The organism is Herbiconiux sp. 320_LB (genome assembly GCF_059691755.1).
The window spans coordinates 229,437-246,776 of record NZ_JCAWAD010000004.1 but is presented as its reverse complement, the minus strand read 5'-3'; the positions used below and the strand labels follow the sequence as shown (position 1 = coordinate 246,776).

Annotated in this window: 17 protein-coding genes and 2 pseudogenes; 3 read left to right on the top strand and 16 right to left on the bottom strand. The window is 70.8% G+C overall.

The features are described 5' to 3' along the window. Positions 1 to 1,482, bottom strand: coding sequence for a sugar porter family MFS transporter (locus AC59HU_RS12580; protein ID WP_497223767.1), 1,482 nt, complete (start codon positions 1,480 to 1,482; stop codon positions 1 to 3). A gap of 134 nt (positions 1,483 to 1,616) precedes the next feature. Between AC59HU_RS12580 and AC59HU_RS12575 the strand changes: the two are divergent. Next, positions 1,617 to 2,162, top strand: a pseudogene (locus tag AC59HU_RS12575) (murein hydrolase activator EnvC family protein); the annotation flags it as partial. Between the two features lie 141 nt (positions 2,163 to 2,303). On the opposite strand, the gene AC59HU_RS12570 reads toward AC59HU_RS12575, so the two are convergent. The 10 genes and pseudogenes from AC59HU_RS12570 to AC59HU_RS12525 form a co-directional block, all read right to left on the bottom strand. Then, entirely contained in the window at positions 2,304 to 3,221 is a 918-nt protein-coding gene (locus tag AC59HU_RS12570) for a tyrosine recombinase XerC (protein WP_497223766.1), read from the bottom strand. Positions 3,222 to 3,367: 146 nt separating this feature from the next. Beyond that, complete coding sequence (locus AC59HU_RS12565) at positions 3,368 to 4,276, bottom strand: phosphodiesterase (RefSeq protein ID WP_497223765.1); 909 nt, start codon at positions 4,274 to 4,276, stop codon at positions 3,368 to 3,370. A 495-nt stretch (positions 4,277 to 4,771) separates the two neighbouring features. Continuing rightward, entirely contained in the window at positions 4,772 to 6,211 is a 1,440-nt protein-coding gene (dprA, locus tag AC59HU_RS12560; protein WP_497223764.1) for a DNA-processing protein DprA, read from the bottom strand. Positions 6,212 to 6,701: 490 nt separating this feature from the next. Further along, complete coding sequence (locus AC59HU_RS12555; protein WP_497223763.1) at positions 6,702 to 8,234, bottom strand: YifB family Mg chelatase-like AAA ATPase; 1,533 nt, start codon at positions 8,232 to 8,234, stop codon at positions 6,702 to 6,704. Positions 8,235 to 8,262: 28 nt separating this feature from the next. Next, positions 8,263 to 8,622, bottom strand: coding sequence for a YraN family protein (locus AC59HU_RS12550; RefSeq protein ID WP_497223762.1), 360 nt, complete (start codon positions 8,620 to 8,622; stop codon positions 8,263 to 8,265). A 117-nt stretch (positions 8,623 to 8,739) separates the two neighbouring features. Next, positions 8,740 to 9,063 (bottom strand): DUF2469 domain-containing protein, encoded by a 324-nt coding sequence (locus AC59HU_RS12545; RefSeq protein ID WP_022898285.1) that lies wholly within the window; start codon positions 9,061 to 9,063, stop codon positions 8,740 to 8,742. Positions 9,064 to 9,075: 12 nt separating this feature from the next. Then, entirely contained in the window at positions 9,076 to 9,924 is an 849-nt protein-coding gene (gene rnhB / locus AC59HU_RS12540) for a ribonuclease HII (protein ID WP_497223761.1), read from the bottom strand. 221 nt (positions 9,925 to 10,145) lie between these two features. After that, a pseudogene (lepB, locus tag AC59HU_RS12535) lies at positions 10,146 to 10,892 on the bottom strand (signal peptidase I); the annotation flags it as partial. 87 nt (positions 10,893 to 10,979) lie between these two features. Beyond that, positions 10,980 to 11,327 carry a 50S ribosomal protein L19 gene (rplS, locus tag AC59HU_RS12530; protein WP_497223760.1) on the bottom strand — a complete coding sequence of 116 codons (348 nt, stop codon included), beginning with the start codon at positions 11,325 to 11,327 and terminating at the stop codon, positions 10,980 to 10,982. A 196-nt stretch (positions 11,328 to 11,523) separates the two neighbouring features. After that, complete coding sequence (locus AC59HU_RS12525) at positions 11,524 to 12,021, bottom strand: MFS transporter (RefSeq protein WP_497223759.1); 498 nt, start codon at positions 12,019 to 12,021, stop codon at positions 11,524 to 11,526. Between the two features lie 140 nt (positions 12,022 to 12,161). Between AC59HU_RS12525 and map the strand changes: the two genes are divergently transcribed. Beyond that, positions 12,162 to 12,932: a type I methionyl aminopeptidase gene (map, locus tag AC59HU_RS12520; protein ID WP_497223758.1), complete on the top strand. Its 771-nt coding sequence runs from the start codon at positions 12,162 to 12,164 to the stop codon at positions 12,930 to 12,932. A gap of 62 nt (positions 12,933 to 12,994) precedes the next feature. On the opposite strand, the gene trmD is transcribed toward map, so the two are convergent. The 4 genes from trmD to rpsP all read right to left on the bottom strand — a co-directional run bounded on the left by trmD (position 12,995) and on the right by rpsP (position 15,179). Beyond that, on the bottom strand, positions 12,995 to 13,696 hold the full coding sequence (gene trmD, locus AC59HU_RS12515; RefSeq protein WP_497223757.1) for a tRNA (guanosine(37)-N1)-methyltransferase TrmD: 702 nt from the start codon (positions 13,694 to 13,696) through the stop codon (positions 12,995 to 12,997). Between the two features lie 91 nt (positions 13,697 to 13,787). Beyond that, complete coding sequence (rimM, locus tag AC59HU_RS12510) at positions 13,788 to 14,516, bottom strand: ribosome maturation factor RimM (RefSeq protein WP_497223756.1); 729 nt, start codon at positions 14,514 to 14,516, stop codon at positions 13,788 to 13,790. Next, the gene (locus AC59HU_RS12505) at positions 14,473 to 14,709 is read right to left on the bottom strand and encodes an RNA-binding protein (RefSeq protein ID WP_066042604.1); all 237 of its coding nucleotides are present in this window, start codon (positions 14,707 to 14,709) and stop codon (positions 14,473 to 14,475) included. Before AC59HU_RS12505 ends, rimM begins: the two co-directional genes overlap by 44 nt. 2 nt (positions 14,710 to 14,711) lie before the next feature. Further along, positions 14,712 to 15,179, bottom strand: a complete 468-nt coding sequence (gene rpsP, locus AC59HU_RS12500; protein ID WP_497223755.1) for a 30S ribosomal protein S16 — start codon at positions 15,177 to 15,179, stop codon at positions 14,712 to 14,714. Between the two features lie 176 nt (positions 15,180 to 15,355). Here rpsP and AC59HU_RS12495 point away from each other — a divergent pair, with 176 nt between their 5' ends. Next, positions 15,356 to 16,489, top strand: coding sequence for a glutamate--cysteine ligase (locus AC59HU_RS12495; RefSeq protein ID WP_497223754.1), 1,134 nt, complete (start codon positions 15,356 to 15,358; stop codon positions 16,487 to 16,489). Here AC59HU_RS12495 and AC59HU_RS12490 read toward each other — a convergent pair. After that, a complete protein-coding gene (locus AC59HU_RS12490) occupies positions 16,486 to 17,292 on the bottom strand; it encodes an LLM class F420-dependent oxidoreductase (protein WP_497223753.1) in 807 nt (268 codons plus the stop codon). The two genes, AC59HU_RS12495 and AC59HU_RS12490, sit on opposite strands and share 4 nt — an antisense overlap. Positions 17,293 to 17,340 lie beyond the last annotated feature (48 nt).

Below are 17,340 nucleotides of genomic sequence, written 5' to 3'. Positions count from 1 at the left end.
CTAGGCGGCGGCCTTCTCGTCGACGGCCGCCTTGCTGCCGCGGCGGACGACCTTCAAGCTGTCCATGCTCTCCAGCGACCGCCCCTTCGTCTCGGGGACGGCGAAGAAGACGAAGAAGAACGACACCAGGGCGAAGAAGGTGTACAGCCCGTAGGTGAAGGCCAGCGAGAAGCTCGACAGGGCCGGGAAGGTCTCGGTGATGGCGAAGTTGGTGAGCCACTGCGCGGCCGCGGCGATTCCGAGCGCCTTGCCGCGGATCCGGTTCGGGAAGATCTCGCCGAGCAGCACCCAGACGATCGGGCCCCAGGTCGCGCCGAAGAAGATCACGAAGAGGTTCGCGCCGACCAGGGCGAGGGGGCCCCAGGCGCCGGGGAGCTGCGGGGTGCCGCCGTCGGTGACGACCGCCTGCGAGAAGGCGACGGCCATGAGGCCGAGCGACACGACCATGCCGGCGGATCCGGTGAGCAGCAGCGGACGGCGGCCGATCTTGTCGACGAAGAAGATGGCGACGAAGGTCACCAGCACGTTGATGACGCTCGTGACGACCGAGATCGTGAAGCTGGTGCCGGAGTTCGTGGTGTCGAAGCCGACCGAGCTCCACAGGCTCGTGGAGTAGTAGAAGATCACGTTGATGCCGACCAGCTGCTGGAACATCGACAGCAGGATGCCGACCCAGACCACCGGGAGCAGACCGAACATCTTGCCGCGCAGGCTCGCGGTGCGGGCGTTCTCGCGGTCTTCGCGCAGGCTCTTCTCGATCTCGCCCAGGGCGTCGTCGACCTCGCGCTCGGGGATGACGCTCGCGAGCACCTTCCGGGCGTCGTCGCGGCGGTCCTTGCCGGCGAGGTAGCGGGGGGATTCCGGGAGCCGCCAGGCCAGGAAGCCGTAGACGAGGGCCGGGATAGCGCAGGCGATGAACATCCAGCGCCAGGCGTCGGCGCCGAACCAGAGGGGCTCGTTGGCACCGCCGGCCGCACCCTGGAGGAGGGTGTCGGAGAGCAGGGCGGCGAAGATGCCGAGGGTGATGGCGAGCTGCTGGAGGCTGGCGAGCGAACCGCGGACCGCCTTCGGGGCGATCTCGGCGATGTAGGCCGGGGCGATGACGCTCGCGATTCCGATTCCGAGGCCGCCGACGACGCGCCAGGCGATCAGGTCCCAGACCGCGAAGGCGAGGCCGGAGCCGATCGAGGAGACCAGGAAGAGCCCGGCGCCGATGAGCATGACCGGGATGCGGCCGATGCGGTCGGCGATGCGGCCGGCGAAGTAGGCGCCGATCGCGCAGCCGAGCAGGGCGCAGGCGACCACGAAGCCCGACAGCAGCGGGAGGTCGCCGAGCGCGAAGTCCTCGTCGATGGCCTTGACGGCGCCGTTGATCACGGAGGAGTCGAAACCGAAGAGGAAGCCGCCGAGTGCGGCTGCGATCGAGAGGGCGATGACCTTGCGCCGGAGCTGGCTCGAGGTGCGTGTTTCCTGCGTCGTCATGACGGACTCCTTTACCGGATCTCGGGGTCCGGACGTCATCGGCCGTTCCCCCACAGGATCGATCCTGGCACGGATCATCCACAAGTGTGCCGTTGCGGGCCCACCGCGGGGGGGCGAGCGGATTGGGTGGGGGGATGGGTTTTCGGGTGCGGTCGTGGGGCGTGGTGGGGGTGGTGTCGAGGGCCGTGCTCGGCTTGGTGGTGGGGGCTGTGCTCGGCTTGGTGCCGGTGGCCGTGCTCGGCTTGGTGTCGGTGGGTGGCGCGGCCGGTGCTGCGGCGAGTCCTTCGGCGGTCCGTGAGGCGGCGCCGGTCAGCGGGCCGGCGACAGACGCCGTGTCCACGAGATGGAGGTGGCCCCTCTCCCCCGCGGTCGTGATCGCCGAGTACCGGGCGCCGGCCGGTCGGTACGGCCCGGGCCATCGGGGCACCGACCTGGCGGCGACTGCCGGAGCGCCGGTGCTCTCCCCGGCCGACGGGGTCGTCGCGTTCGTGGGCTCGGTGGGCGGGCGTCCGGTCGTCGCGATCGAGCATCCCGGTGGCTACCGGTCGAGCGTGGAGCCGGTCGACGGCTCGGTGGCGGCCGGCGCCCTCGCCGCGCGGGGCCAGCCGATCGGCACGGTGGCGTCCGGCGGGCACTGCGGGGCCGCGTGCCTGCACCTGGGGGTCAGGCTCGACGGCGAGTACCTCAACCCACGGACCCTGATCGGCGGGGTGCCCCGGGCCCGGCTGTTGCCGGTCGGGGCGGGTGCGGGGGATGCGGGCGCGGGCGCGGGTGGGCGGGCGGGGATTCAGTCAGGCGCGGGTGGGCGGGCGGGGTCTGGGTCAGGCGCGGGGGTGCGCGGCGGCGTACGAGGCGCGGAGTCGCTCGACGGTGACGTGCGTGTAGATCTGGGTGGTGCCGAGGCTCGCGTGCCCGAGCATCTCTTGCACGGCCCGGAGGTCGGCGCCTCCGTCGAGCAGGTGGGTCGCGGCGGTGTGCCGAAGGGCGTGCGGTCCGGCCGGCCCGCTGCCCGGGATGCTCTCGAGCAGCCGGGCGACGAGCTGGTAGACCGCGCGGGTCCCGAGGCGTCCTCCACGGGTGCCGACGAACAATGCTCGAGCCGCGCGCCCGCTCTCGGACCGTGCCAAAAGCGCGACCCGCCCCCGCGCGAGGTAGTCGGTGATCGTGACCTGCGCCGGTCGGCCGAACGGCACAATCCGCTCCTTCGAGCCCTTCCCCACCACGCGCACGGTCCGCCGGTCCAGGTCGAGGTCGTCGAGGTCGATTCCGACGAGTTCGCTGACCCGGAGGGCGGAGGCGTAGAGCAGCTCGACCACGGCGAGGTTGCGCAGTGCATCCGGATCGCCCTCGCCGGCAGCCGCGGCGAGATCGCCCAGCAGTTCGCCCATCGAGTCGCCCGAGAGCACCCGCGGAAGCGATCGGTCGGGCTTAGGCGCCCGCAGTCGTACGGCCGGATCCGACTCGACGACCCCGCTGCGCCGCAGCCAGGCTGAGAAGGTCTTGGCGGTCGCCGCGCGACGGGCGAGGGTCGCTTTGGCGAGCTCGCGCTGCGAGGCGTCCCAGAGCCAGTCGCGGTACAGCGCCAGGTCGAGGTCGTCGACGTCGCTCGCGCCGCGCTCGCCGGCGAACCGCTCGAGGTCGGCGAGGTCGGCGGCGTAACTCCGCACGGTGTTCGGCGAGTAGCCGCGCTCGAGGCGCAGATACCGTTCGTACCCCGCGCGCGCCTCCGCCAGCTTCATCCCCCCAGCATGCCGCCTTGCTCCCTCATCCGGATGCGCCCCGCCGCGTGCTGCGTGCTGCGTGCTGCGTGTCGCCGGTCGCACGTCGCGGGTCGCATGTCGCGTGTCGCTAGTCGCGTCCGGCTTCGTGGCGGTGAGGGCTCCCGCTAAGACTGCGGGGCCGGAGCCGGAGGCGTCTGCCGGGAGAAGGCCTCGAGCTGCTCGGCCTCGGGCAGCGCGGTGACCCGGTCGACGAACTCGTTGTCGAAGCCCGAGACGATCGGGAAGTCGCCGATCGGCACGGTGGAGTGAACGACCCGGTCGTCGTAGACGTGCACGAGGGAGAAGGCCTGGCCGCCGCCGAGCCCGGTGAGGCGGCCGCGGACCGCGGCCACGTCCATCGTGTAGCAGGTGGCCGCGGCGACCGAGACCGGCACACCCGCGAACATGCTCGTCGTCGAGTAGTGGAGGTGCCCGCCGAGGATGGCGCGGACGTCGGTTCCCTCGACAGCGGCCGCCAGCTCGTGCTGCCGCTGCAGTTCGAGGATGGGCATCAGCGGGATCGTCGTGGGGATCGGCGGGTGGTGCAGGGCGATGATCGTGCCCTCGGGTGCCGGCTGGGAGAGCTCGGCGCGGAGCCAGAGAAGCTGCTCCTCGGAGAGCTCGCCGTGGTGGTACCCCGGCACGCTGGTGTCGAGGGCGATCACGCGGAGGCCGCCGAGACGGATGCTCGTGACGACCGGCTCGGTGACCGGCTCTTCGTCGAGCAGTTCGGCGCGAAGCCGCGCGCGGTCGTCGTGGTTGCCCATCACCCAGAGCACCCGGGCGCCGAGCCGCTCGGCGGCGGGCTCGACGATGCCCCGGATGCGGCGGTAGGCGTCGTCCTCGCCCAGGTCGGCGATGTCGCCGGTGAACACGAGAAGTTCGGGACGGATGCCCGAGTGCTCGAGCTGTCGAAGGGCCTGCGTCAGCGTCGCATCCGTGTCGACGGTGCCGTACAGCGGCTTCTCACCCGCCAGGAAGTGGGTGTCGCTGATGTGGACGATCGTGTGCAGGGGCTCCCCGTACTGAGACATGCCCCCATCCTCCCAGACCCCACCCCCGCGCCCACGCTCCTCCCCTGAACCCCACCCCAACACCCGCCAAACCCTCGACCCCCACTCCCCCACCCCGCCGACTCCCCACGCCGCCGACCCCGCCACCGCCAATTCGCCAGGCAGCCACCTCCGCGGCCCCCAGACTCCCGGCCAGCCGCGTCCCCGGCCCGCCGACCGCCCGCACCGCCACCTCGCGGCCCGCCGACCCCACCCGCACCGACTCTGCCACCTACCGACCCTGCCGTCCGCCATCCGCCATCCGCCATCCGCCATCTCTGCGACCGACCGACGCTGCGACCGACTCCGACTTACGCTGACGGCCCGGACCGCCACCTCCCGGCACGCCCACCGCACCCTCACCGGCCGCCCGAACAGCAGACTCCCGGCCCGCCGACCGCATGGCCCGACAACTTCCCGAACCGTCGATTCCGACACCCGGCGTACCCGCGAGGCGCGATGCGCGATGCGATTGGGCTAGAGGCGCAGCCAGCCGCCGGGGGTCTCGCGCACCGCGGACTCGAGCGTGAGGACGCCGAGAGCGACCGAGACGGATCGGGGCGACATCCCGGTTCGGCGGGCCAGATCGTCCACCCGCCGGGCCGAGCGACGACTCAGGGCGTCGAGGACGCGGGTCGCATCGGCGGTCCGCTCCCGCGCGGCATCCCCACGTGCTGCCTCCGCCCTCTTGGAATCCGCGTCGGCATTCGGATCGATCGCCGGTGACCACCGACCCCGCACCCCCGCCGATCCCGTGCCCGAGCTGGAGCCGGAGCCGGAGCCGGAGCCCCGACCCAGCGCGCCCGCCGAATCCGAGCCTCGGGCCGGGCTAGGCCGCGTCGTCGTCGTCCGCGGCGGCAGCGTCGTCGTCCGCGTCGGCCGCGTCGGCGGTGTCGGCGGTGTCGGTGCCGGTGTCGGCGGTGTCGGTGTCAGCGGCGTCGGCGTCGGCGTCGGCGCCACTCCAGGCGACTTCACCTGAGCGTGAGAATCTGGTGGCCCGAGGACGAGTTCGACGATGTCGGCCGCCGAGGTGATGCAGACGGCGTCGTACTCGCGGAGGAGACGGTGGCAGCCGGCCGAACTCGCACTCGTGACCGGGCCCGGCACCGCGCCGAGGGGGCGCCCCATCGACGCCGCGTGGCCCGCCGTGTTCAGCGAACCCGAGCGGTGGCCGGCCTCGACCACGACGGTGGCCTGACTCGCGGCTGCGATCAGTCGGTTGCGCTGCAGGAACCGCCAGCGGGTGGGCGCGGCACCGCACGGGAGTTCCGAGGCGATCGCACCCGTGTGGGCCACCCGCAGGAGCAGGTCGTGGTGCGCGGTCGGGTAGAGACGATCGACACCGCCTGCCAGGTAGGCGACGGTCGTGCCCCGGCTGGCGAGGGTCGCCCGGTGCGCCATCCCGTCGATCCCGTACGCCGCACCGGAGACGACCGTGAAGCCGCGGTCGGACAGGCCCGAGGCGAGGTCCATCGCCATGTGCTCGCCGTAGTTGGTCGCATCGCGGGAGCCGACGATCGCTATGGCTCCGCCGGGCGGTTCGAGAGCGGACGGATCACCCCGCACCCAAAGTGCGAGCGGCGCGTGCACGCCGAGCGCTTCGAACCCGCTGGGCCAGCACGCGTCGCCCGGCACCAGCAGCGTCGCCCCGACCTTCCCGGCGGCCCGCAGCGCGGCCACCACCAGGCGGGAGGCGAGCCGAGGAGTCCACCGCTCGATGGCGGCCTGCAGGTCGGCCTCGGGCACGACCTCGCCCACCGCCTCCGGCATCGCGACCAGCCACTCCCCCGCGGTTCGCCGCTCGATCAACATGGTCAGCGCGCGATCGGCTCCCATCGCCAGCACGACCAGCCCCGCGATCGCGTCGCCGGGCTCCGCAATGGTCGACCACCCCGCCGCCGCGAACAACTCCGCCACCCTCCGATCGTCGAGCTCGGGCACCCCACCACCCGGCTCAGCCTGCGCGCGAAGCCCCGACTCGTCGATAGGGCCGCCGACCATAACGCTCGTATCGCCGTCGATGACCGAGCGCCTATCACCCGGAGAGCGGATGCTGCCGTCCACGGCCGGGCCGTCTGCGCCGGTTTGGCTGGACGCCGGGTCAGCGGACGCAACTTCCCCGACCGGTGGCCCCGAAATTGCTCCGGCCGGCTCACGCTTGGCGTCCCCCGTCGCGGAATATGCGGCAACCGCGGAGACGAGGGTGCGGACGAGGGCGGCGTCCAGTTGGTAGAGAAGAGTCACGCTGCCACCGACTTCGGAAAGACCGGAGTCGCACCGGTGTGATCGGCCGGGGGGATGGGAGTGGCGGCGGTGAGGCTCATGGCGACCCACTGCCCGAAGGCGGAGGCCTGAGCGCGCTGGCTCGCTGGGCAGACTAGGGCGGCGTCGAGCGGGTAGAAGAGGGTCATGCGGCCACGGACTTTCGGAGGTAGAGGGCCCAGCCGAGGTGCTCGGCCGAGGGGGTGGGGGCCGCCTCGAGGTCGGCGAGGGTCCAGGCGACTCGGAGGACGCGGTCGTAGCCGCGCATGGTCAGGGTTCCGCGCTCGAGCGCCCGGTCGATCGGCGCGGTCACCTCGGGCGAGAGGCGACGGGACGGCGCCCGGAACCAGGCGCCGGGGACCTCCGCGTTCGTCTTCCACCCGGTTCCCGCGAGTCGCTCCCGCGCCACCGCTCGGGCCGCCACCACCCGCGAGCGCGCGATGGCGGTGGTCGTGTGGGCCGACCCCTCGGCCCGCATCCTGACCGCCGACGACGTGACCCGGTTCACCCGCAGCTGGAGGTCGACCCGGTCGAGCAGCGGCCCCGACAAGCGGGCCAGATAGCGCCGGCGGCCGATCGGGGTGCAGGTGCACGGGATGTCGGACGTGCCGTACTGCCCGCAGGGACACGGGTTGGCGGCCAGCACCAGCTGGAATCGGCCCGGGAAGTGGGCCACCGCGTTCGCACGGTGAATCGTGATGGTGCCGGACTCGAGCGGCTGCCGCAGGGAGTCGAGCACGGAGGTCGGGAACTCGGGAGCCTCGTCGAGGAACAGCACGCCGTGCGCCGCACGGGCGGCCGCCCCGGGACGGATCACGCGCGAACCACCACCGACCAGCGCGGCCGCCGACGAAGTGTGGTGGGGGCTCTCCAGCGGCGGCCTCGTGATCAGCCCCGTCAGCGGGCGCCCCGCCAGCGAGGACAAGGACGTGACGACGAGAGACTGCTCCGGATCGAGATCCGGCAACAGGGCCGGGAGGCGGTGCGCGAGCATCGTCTTGCCCGCGCCGGGCGGGCCGAGCATCAGGAGGTGATGACCGCCGGCCGCGGCGACGACGAGGGCCTCCACCGCATCCGGATTGCCGACGACGTCGGCCAGGTCTCCGGACTCGACCGGGATCGCCTCCGGCACCGGCAGGGTGATCGGCTCGACCAGCACCGGATCGAGCTCGGCTCCGTGACGGATGAGCGCATCCCGGAGCGACGCGACCGTCGTGATCTGCACATCCGGCACCAACCGCGCCTCGGCCTCGTTGCCCCGCGGCACGACGAACCGGGAGTACCCCGCCGCCCGTGCCGCCACGATCGCCGGGAGCACGCCCTGCATCGGGCGAACCCGGCCGTCGAGGCTCAGCTCGCCGAGGTGCACGACCGAGGCGATCGCGTCGGGGGAAACCAGGCCGTCGGCCGCGAGCACCGCCACCGCGATCGCCAGGTCGTAAGTGGAGCCCTGCTTCGGCAGCGCCGCCGGCGACAGGTTAACCACGATCTTCTTGGCGGGCAACGGGCAGCCGTCGTTGGCGGCGGCCGCCCGCACGCGGTCTTTGGCGTCGGAGAGCGCCGCATCCGGCAACCCGATCAGCTGGAAGCCGGGGATCGCATCGGCGATGTGGGCCTCGACCTCGACGACCGCACCGCTCATGCCGAGCAGCGCGACGGACAGGGTGCGCGCTACCACGAGCGCACCGGGCTCATCACGACACCCATCACGACACCCCGCGCAGGTGCTGCACCGCCGGCTCACCGAGCGTGGGCCAGACGATCCCCACCACGTCGATGCGGAACGACCGTCGCCGGCCGGCCTCCCTGACGTCGAACCACGACCCCGCGAGCAGGTGCAACCGCCGCAGCTTGGCCGGGGTGATCGCCTCGAAGGGATGCCCGTAGGCGAGGCTCGTGCGCGTCTTCACCTCGACGAGCACCAGGGTGCCGCCGTCGACGGCCACGATGTCGATCTCGCCCGCCGGACAGCGCCAGTTGCGCTCGACGAGCGTCAGGCCCGCCTCGATCAGGTGCTCGGCGGCGAGGGCCTCGCCGCGCCGGCCCAGTTCGTCTTTCGGTCTCATCAGTACCTCCGCGACCAGGCTGCCGGGAGGGCGGATGCGGAGGGACCACGAAAACAGATCTGTGGAGAACGGCCTCGGTCCGCCAGGGTGTGGAGGACGGGCTAGTCGACGAGCGAACTACTCGTCGAGCGCGAGCTCCTTGGGCAGCTCGAAGTCCTTGCTCGAGAGCTCCTCGACGTTCACGTCTTTGAAGGTCAGCACCCGCACCGACTTCACAAAGCGGTCGGAACGGTACACGTCCCACACCCACACGTCGTTCATCGTGAGCTCGAAGTAGAAGTCGTGCTCGGTGTCGCGCCGGGCCAGCTCGACCTCGTTCGCCAGGTAGAACCGGCGCTCGGTCTCGATCACGTACTTGAACTGCGAGACCACGTCCCGGTACTCGCGGTAGAGGGCCAGCTCGACCTCGCGGTCGTAGTCCTCGAATTCGTCTTCGTCCATCGTGCAACCAGTCTAGGCCGCAGAGCCGTCGTCGATGCGACGGGCAGCGGATGCGGCATCCGACCCCGCCCCCGAAGCCTGCGTCAGCGCGAAAGACTCCACCGGATCCGGCTCGTCCAGCCCCTCGAACCCGTCCAGCGCCACGGCCGTCTCCCCCGCCAGGATGCCCGACAGCCAGGTGTGCCGGTGCAGCCCGGTCGCGCCGAGCGAGAGGATCGCGTCGCGGTGCTCCTCGCTGCCGTAGCCCTTGTTGCGCGCCCAGCCGTAGGCGGGGTGGTCGTCGTGGTGCTCGATCATCATCCGGTCGCGGGCGACCTTCGAGATGACGGATGCGGCGGCCACCGACGCGCAGTCGCGGTCGGCCTTGATCCGCGTGCGCACCACAGGCGGTGCCGCGATGCCCACGGCCGCGGCGGGGTCGAGCGACAGCATGGTCGCGACCGAGGAGTCGAAGGTGCGGGTCAGCCAGTCGAAGTGGCCGTCGAGCACCACGGTCGCCGCCGGGACGTCGATGCCGCCCGCCGCGAGCTCCATCAGGGCGCGCCAGCCGGCGAGGCCCAGGCAGGCGGTGATGCCGATCTCGTCGATCTCGGCCGCCGAGGCGTAGCCCACCGCGTGCGCGACGCCCCAGGACATCGCCACGGGGGCCAGCTGCTCGCGCCGGGCCTCGGAGAGCATCTTCGAGTCGCGCAACCCGACCGGCACGCGCGTCGACCGCTTGACCTCGACCACGCAGACGCCGACGGCGACCGGGCCCGCCAAGGCACCCCGGCCGACCTCGTCGCAGCCGATGATCAGGCCGCCACGCTCGGCCACGAGCGAGCGCTCGAGCCGCAGGGTGGGGTCGGCGACGGGAGTCACCGGAGCGCTCCGGCACCCGTCTCGAAGCCGAGCGACGCCGAACCGGTCAGGCCAGCATCAGTAAGCGAAGCATCCGCCAGCGCCGCCCCCGCCCCCGACGCATCCGCCAGCGCCGTCAGCCCCGACCGCGGGTCGAACACGCTCTCGGCGACCGCCGCACCGGCGGACGGCCCCTCGGGCACGACAGGCGCGATGCCCGACGCGGCCGGAGTGGACGTCGGATCCGGGATCCCGCTGAACACGCTCCCGTAGTTGTCGAGCCAGGCCCAGTGGTCCAGCGGCCAGGTCACGACCACGGCGCGGCCCACGACATTGCCGATCGGCACGAAGCCCTTGCCCGGCTGGTCCTGGTTGAACCGCGAGTCTTTCGAGTTGTAACGGTTGTCACCCATCACCCAGAGCGAGTCGGCCGGCACCGTCACGTCGAACGGGTTCTGCGACACCGAGGAGACGCCGTCCGGCAGCTTCGTGTAGGCCGACTCGTCGAGGGGCACGCCGTTCACCGACATCTGGCCGAGCGCGTTGCAGCACTCGACGTGATCGCCCGGCAGACCGATGACGCGCTTGATCAGGTGGTCGTCGGCGTCGTCGGGCGCGAGCCCCACGCCCTGCAGCACCCAGTCGAGCGCCGCGGTGACCGGACTCTTCGGCTGCTGGACGGTCGGCATCAGCCAGCCCCCCGGATCCTTGAAGACGACCACGTCGCCCCGCTCGAGGGGCACGACGCCCGGCACGAGCTGGTTGACCAGGATGCGGTCGTTGATCTGCAACGTGTTCTGCATCGACCCCGAGGGGATGTAGAACGAGCGCACCAGGAAGGTCTTGATCAAGACCGACGCCAGGAGCGCGATCACGAAGATGATCAGAAGGTCGCGGGCGAACAGCCACGCACTTCGCGACCTCTTCGACCGTCGATCGTTCGGACTGTCTTCGCTGCTCTCGTGCGCCGGCACGGATGTTTCTGTCATTTAACCGCCTGAGCTCCCGGTCCACTGTAGTGGTCGGGAGCTCAGGATGACTCTCAGCGGCAGGGCCGCTTGGGGCGAATTCGAAGACTACGCGTCGCGCTTCTCCTTGATCTTCGCCTTCTTGCCGCGGAGGTTGCGGAGGTAGTAGAGCTTCGCGCGACGCACGTCACCGCGGGTGACGACCTCGATGTGGTCGATCACCGGGGAGTGCACCGGGAAGGTGCGCTCGACGCCCACCTGGAAGCTGACCTTGCGGACCGTGAAGGTCTCGCGGACGCCCTCGTTCTTGCGGGCGATGACGACGCCCTGGAAGACCTGGATACGCGAGCGCGTGCCTTCGACGATGTTCACGTGCACCTTGACGGTGTCGCCGGCGCGGAAGTCGGGGATGTCGCTCTTGAGCGAGCTCGCATCGACTGAGTCGAGGATGTGCATGGTGTTGTTCGCAATCTGTACCCGCCACAGGTCGACTACGGCTTCGATGTCAAAAGAGGATGTGCCCGATGAATGCTGACTCCCCTGTGGCAGAGTCGGGCCGCGGCACAAGGATCAATTGTGCCATAGATCCCGGATGCGGCGCAAAGCAGCGGGATGGGCCCGCGACACCCAGCCGAACGCGGTCGCCCGGGGCTCAGATCCGAGGCGGGATCGTGCCCTCGGAGCTCTGGATGACGATGTACTCGCCGTCGATCCGAGGCGGCCGCGGTGCACCGGTGACCCGGGCGGCCTGCGCCTCGAAGTCGGCCACGACGGCCCGCACCCGGCGGCGGGTCTCGACGATCAGCTGCACGACACCCGACCAGAACAGGGCGATCAGCCCCACCACGACCAGCGTGCTGAGCAGCGCCGTCGCGGGGGTGAAGAAGCCGACCGCGATGATCAGGCCGTGCAGCACCGTCAGCAGCGCCACATCCAGCCACGACACCGCGCGCTCGGCCCGCACGTCCTTCCGCGCGAAGATGAGGCCCGCGGTGGCGAGCATCCCGAGCGTGAGCATCATGACCCCGACGATCAGACCGATGATCTGCCAGCCGGTCGCGGCGAAGACGCCCCAGCCGACCAGGATCCACGCGGGGAGGATCACCGCAGCGGGGAACTGCCAGTAGAAGAAGGCCCGACGGATGATCACGATCCCAGAGTATGCAGCTACTCCGGATGTTCGCTGTGATCCGGGTGGGTAGGGTCTACATGGGCTCCGGTCCTCACAGACCGCCCGCGCACGCCCGGCCCGCGCATCCCCGGCCCCGCGCATCCCTGGAAGGACTCGCCATGATCGAACTGAAGACCCCCGCCGAGATCGAGCAGATGCGACCGGCCGGTGCGTTCGTCGCCGAGGTCCTGACCGAGCTCGCGGCGCGCACCGCCGTCGGCGTGAACCTGCTGAAGCTCGACCGCATCGCCCACGACATGATCAGGGCCCGCGGCGCCGAGTCCTGCTACATCGACTACCACCCTTCGTTCGGCGCCTCGCCGTTCGGCAAGGTGCTCTGCACGAGCGTCAACGACGCCGTGCTGCACGGCTTGCCCTTCGACTACGCCCTGCGCGACGGCGACGTGCTGAGCCTGGACTTCGCCGCCTCGGTCGACGGCTGGGTCGCCGACTCGGCGCTGACCGTCGTCGTCGGCACGCCCCGGTCGAGCGAGGACACCCGGTTGATCGAGGTCACCACCGCGGCGCTCGCGGCCGGCATCGACGCCGCACGCCCCGGCAACCGGCTCGGCGACATCTCGGCGGCCATCGGGGCCGTGGCCACGGAGGCGGGCTACGGCGTCAACACCGACTTCGGCGGCCACGGCGTCGGCCGCACCATGCACGGCGACCCGCACGTGCCCAACCAGGGGCGCGCCGGGCGGGGGCTGCCGCTCCGCGAGGGACTCGTCATCGCGATCGAGCCGTGGTTCCTCGAGACGACCGACAAGATCTACACCGACAAGGACGGCTGGACCCTGCGCTCGGCCGACGGCTCGATCGGCGCCCACATGGAGCACACGGTCGCCATCACCGCGGACGGGCCGCTCGTCCTCACCGCGCGCGGCTGACGCGGCCCCCTCGCGGGACGCCGGCGCTGTCGCCGTCGGCCGATGCCGCTGCTATCGCCCGCTCACTCGGGCGGCAGCAGATCCGGCCGCACGCGCCGCGTGCGCTCCACCTGCTGCTCGTGCCGCCAGCGCTCGATCGCGCCGTGGTTGCCGCTCAACAGGATCGGCGGCACCTCGAGTCCGCGCCAGGTCGCGGGCTTGGTGTAGCTCGGGTACTCCAGCAGCCCGTCCTCGTGCGACTCCTCGACCAGGCTCTCCGGGTTGCCGACGACGCCCGGGATCAACCGGCCGATCGCCTCGATCATCGCCATGACGGCGACCTCGCCGCCGTTCAGCACGTAGTCGCCGAGGCTGACCAGGCGCACCTCGGCGCGCTCGGCCGCGTGCTCGAAGACGCGCTGGTCGATGCCCTCGTACCGACCGCATCCGAACACCAGGTGCTCGCGACCGGCGAGCTCGCGCGCCATCTTCTGCGTGAAGACGGTTCCGGCGGGCGAGGGGAAGATGACGACGGGGGCGGATGCGCCGGGCTCGCCCTCCCCCAGCACGGCGTCGAGCGCCTCCCCCCACGGCTCGGGCTTCATCACCATGCCCGCTCCGCCGCCGTACGGGGTGTCGTCGACCGTTCGATGCCGGTCGTGCGTGAAGTCGCGCAGGTTGTGGGCGCGCACGTCGAGGATCCCGGTCTGCCGCGCCCGACCCAGCAGCGAGATGTCGAGCACGTCGAAGAACTCGGGGAAGATCGTGACGACGTCGATGCGCATCCCCAAAGCCTAACGGCGGGCCGCCGGGTGCCCGGAGAAACGACGAGGACCGATGCCCGTGGTGGGCATCGGTCCTCGATCGTGGGGGTCGTTACTCGGCGTCGCGCTCGGAAGCCTCGGCATCCGGAGCAGCAGCCCCGTCGACCGCGTCAGCCGCGTCGACCGCGTCAGCCGAATCGGCCGCGTCAGCCGAATCGGCCGCGTCGGCCGCCGGGGCAGAATCAGCTGAGTCCGCCGGATCCTCCGGCAGCTCCTCGAACAGCCCCGCGGGCGGCGTGACCGTGACCACACCCGCCTCGAGGTCGACCGAGGGCACGATCGCCTTGACGAACGGCACCATGACCTCGCCCGAGGGCGTCTTGACGATCAGCAGGTCTTGCGCCGGCAGGTGCTCGACGAGCCGCACGGTGCCGACCTGCTCACCGTCGCGCACGACGCGGAGCCCGACCAGCTGGTGGTCGTACCACGCGTCCTCCTCGTCGGAGGCCTCGGCCTCGTCGAGGTCGATCCAGAGGATCGCCTTGACCAGGCCCTCCGCCGCCGTGCGGTCGGAGACGCCCTTGAAGAAACCGACCGGATGCCCGTTGTACCAGCGCAGCTCGGTCAGTTCGAGGGTCTTGCCGTGCCAGGGCGAGGACGTCGGCACCTGGAGGGTGAACACCGCGCCCGGAACGAAACGTCGTTCCGGGTCGTCGGTGAACATCTCCAGCTTGATCGCGCCCTTGAGCCCGTGGGCCTTCGTGAGCCGGCCGACCCGCAACTGGGTGCTGTTGTTCTCAGTAATCGGTGTCCACCACGTCCACGCGAACGCGCTTGCCATCGGCGAGCGCGGTGACGAGGGTGCGCAACGCCTTCGCGGTGCGCCCCGACCGGCCGATCACGCGACCCAGGTCGTCCGGGTGCACACGCACCTCGAGGACCTCACCTCGCGGCGAGCTCTTCGTGACGACGTGCACCTCGCCGGGGTTGTCGACGATCCCCTTGACGAGGTGCTCGAGAGCGGGAGCGAGCAAGGTCAGGCCTTGTCCGCAGCGTCTTCGGCAGCCTCGACCGCGACCTCGTTGGCCTCGGCGTCGGTCTCGGCAGCGGCCTCGGCGTCAGCAGCGGCCTCGGCCTCGACGACGGCGGGCTTCTCGGCCTTGGGCTTGAGGACCGGCTTCTTCTTCTCGTCGGCGACGAAGGCTTCCTTCTCGCCCCTGACGCGGACGGTCGACACGGCATCCGCGTCGCCCTTGAACTTGCCCCAGTCGCCGGTGAGCTTCAGCAGCGCGGTGACCTGCTCGGTCGGCTGCGCGCCGACGGACAGCCAGTACTGGGCGCGGTCGGAGTCGACCTTGATGACCGAGGGCTCCTCGGTCGGGTGGTACAGACCGATCTCCTCGATCACGCGACCGTCGCGCTTGGTGCGCGAGTCGGCGACGACGATGCGGTAGTAGGGCGCCCGGATCTTGCCGAGGCGCTTCAGACGGATTTTGACAGCCACAATTCTCCTGTGTGATCTTCGAGGTGGGCGAACTGACAGCCGTGAGCGTGGGGGCACACTCGGCAAAAGCTCTAAGAGAATCCGCGACGCCTGATTAGAGGGTCGGGCGAGGGCGGACTCGACTGGCTATTCTGACAGATATTGCTGGCAAAGCGGTAATTCTCGAGAGGTCGTCCATGCAGATCAGCTTCGCTCCGTCCGAGCGGTCCACTCTCGGGATCGAGTGGGAGGTCGCCCTCGTCGAGCAGAGCTCGGGCGATCTCGTCTCCGTCGCCGCCGAGGTGCTGGAGTCGCTGCGGGGTCCTGACGGCTCCGAGCATCCGCAGATCACCGGCGAGCTGCTGCTCAACACGGTCGAGCTGGTCTCGAAGGTGCACCACCGGGTGAAGGATGCGGTCGACGACCTGCAGGCCCAGCTCGCCGAGGTCAGGGCGATCACCGATCCGCTCGACGTCGAGCTGATGTGCGCCGGGTCGCACCCCTTCGGGCAGTGGTTCGACCAGACGGTCACCGACAAGGAGCGCTACCACAAGCTCATCGACCGCACCCAGTGGTGGGGCCGCAACATGATGATCTGGGGCATCCACGTGCACGTGGGCATCGACGACAGCGAGAAGGCCCTGCCGATCGTCAACTCCCTGCTCAACTACTACCCGCACCTGCAGGCGCTCAGTGCGTCGAGCCCGTTCTGGGGCGGCGTGAACACGGGGTACGCCAGCAACCGGGCGCTGATGTTCCAGCAGCTGCCGACGGCGGGGCTGCCCTATCTCTTCGGCAGCTGGGCGAACTACGAGGAGTACGTCGACGACCTCATCCGCACGGGGGTGATCAGCGACCACACCGAGGTGCGGTGGGACATCCGCCCCAGCCCGCAGTGGGGCACGGTCGAGATGCGGGCCTGCGACGGGCTGTCGAGCCCGGAGGAGATCGGGGCCGTCGCCGCCCTCATCCAGTGCCTGGTCGACGACATGTCCCAGCGGCTCGACGACGGCGAAGACCTGCCGACCATGCAGCCCTGGTACGTGCGCGAGAACAAGTGGCGCGCGGCCCGGTACGGCATGGATGCCGAGATCATCCTGAACTCCGCCGGCGACGAGCAGCTGGTGACGGATGCGGTGCGCGGCGAACTCGTGCGCCTCGCGCCGGTCGCCGAGCGGCTGGGCTGCGCGGCCGAGCTCGACCAGGTCAACCTGATCCTCGACCACGGCGCCAGCTACCAGCGCCAGCTCCGCGTCGCGGAGGAGAACGGCGGCAGCCTGCGGGCGGTCGTGGCCTCGCTCACGAGGGAGCTGAGGCACGGGCTGAGTTAGCTGCTCACGCTTTCGCGCCAGGTCACCAGGTCGCGGACGGCCTGCATGTCGATGTCGGGGCCGGTGACGCCGAGGGTGAAGAGGGTGGCACCGAGCTCCAGCTGGCGGTTTAGGTCGGCGGCCGCGCTCTCGTCGGTGCTGCGGATGGCGGTCGAGATCTCGATCTCCGAGAAGTCGCGACCGACCTTCTCGCACCACTCCCGCAGGATGCCGAGCTTGCGCTCGAGCGTCTCGGTGTCCGAGAAGGAGTGCCAGATGTCGGCGTGCTGCGCCACGATCCGCAGCGTCTTCTTCTCGCCGCCGCCACCGATCAGCACCGGGATGTCGCGGGTGGGCGCCGGGTTCAGCTTCGCCCAGCGCGCCTCGATCCGCGGCAGCGCCTCCGAGAGCGCGTCGAGCCGCTGGCCGGCGGTGCCGAACTCGTAGCCGTACTCGTCGTAGTCGCGCTCGAACCAGCCCGAGCCGATGCCGAAGACGAGTCGGCCCACGCCGTCCTTGGCGCTGATGTGGTCGACCGTGCGGGCCATGTCGGCGAGCAGGTCGGGGTTGCGGTAGCTGTTGCAGGTGACGAGCGGCCCGAACTGGATGCGGGTGGTCTGCTCCGCCCACGCGGCCAGCATCGTCCAGCCCTCGAAGTGCGTGCCGTCCGGGTCGCCGGAGAGCGGGTAGAAGTGGTCCCAGTTGAACGCGATGTCCACGCCCAGGTCTTCGAGCTCGGCGAGGGTGTCGCGGATGGTCGCGTACGAGGAGTGCTGGGGAGCGATCTGCACGCCGATGCGCACGGGCCGGGGAGGAGTCGTCATGCTGTCAGCATAAGCACTCCCCCGGGCCGCCGGAATGAACGTCCGGGG

Bases quoted from the DNA above. Each gene is read 5' to 3' on its own strand.
- AC59HU_RS12495 (WP_497223754.1), top strand. From the start codon at position 15,356: ATGCAGATCAGCTTCGCTCCGTCCGAGCGGTCCACTCTCGGGATCGAG.
- map (WP_497223758.1), top strand. From the start codon at position 12,162: ATGATCGAACTGAAGACCCCCGCCGAGATCGAGCAGATGCGACCGGCC.
- AC59HU_RS12565 (WP_497223765.1), bottom strand. From the start codon at position 4,276: ATGTCTCAGTACGGGGAGCCCCTGCACACGATCGTCCACATCAGCGAC.
- AC59HU_RS12490 (WP_497223753.1), bottom strand. From the start codon at position 17,292: ATGACGACTCCTCCCCGGCCCGTGCGCATCGGCGTGCAGATCGCTCCC.
- AC59HU_RS12545 (WP_022898285.1), bottom strand. From the start codon at position 9,063: ATGGACGAAGACGAATTCGAGGACTACGACCGCGAGGTCGAGCTGGCC.
- AC59HU_RS12550 (WP_497223762.1), bottom strand. From the start codon at position 8,622: ATGAGACCGAAAGACGAACTGGGCCGGCGCGGCGAGGCCCTCGCCGCC.
- AC59HU_RS12570 (WP_497223766.1), bottom strand. From the start codon at position 3,221: ATGAAGCTGGCGGAGGCGCGCGCGGGGTACGAACGGTATCTGCGCCTC.
- trmD (WP_497223757.1), bottom strand. From the start codon at position 13,696: ATGCGCATCGACGTCGTCACGATCTTCCCCGAGTTCTTCGACGTGCTC.
- rimM (WP_497223756.1), bottom strand. From the start codon at position 14,516: ATGGCAAGCGCGTTCGCGTGGACGTGGTGGACACCGATTACTGAGAAC.
- rplS (WP_497223760.1), bottom strand. From the start codon at position 11,327: ATGCACATCCTCGACTCAGTCGATGCGAGCTCGCTCAAGAGCGACATC.
- AC59HU_RS12580 (WP_497223767.1), bottom strand. From the start codon at position 1,482: ATGACGACGCAGGAAACACGCACCTCGAGCCAGCTCCGGCGCAAGGTC.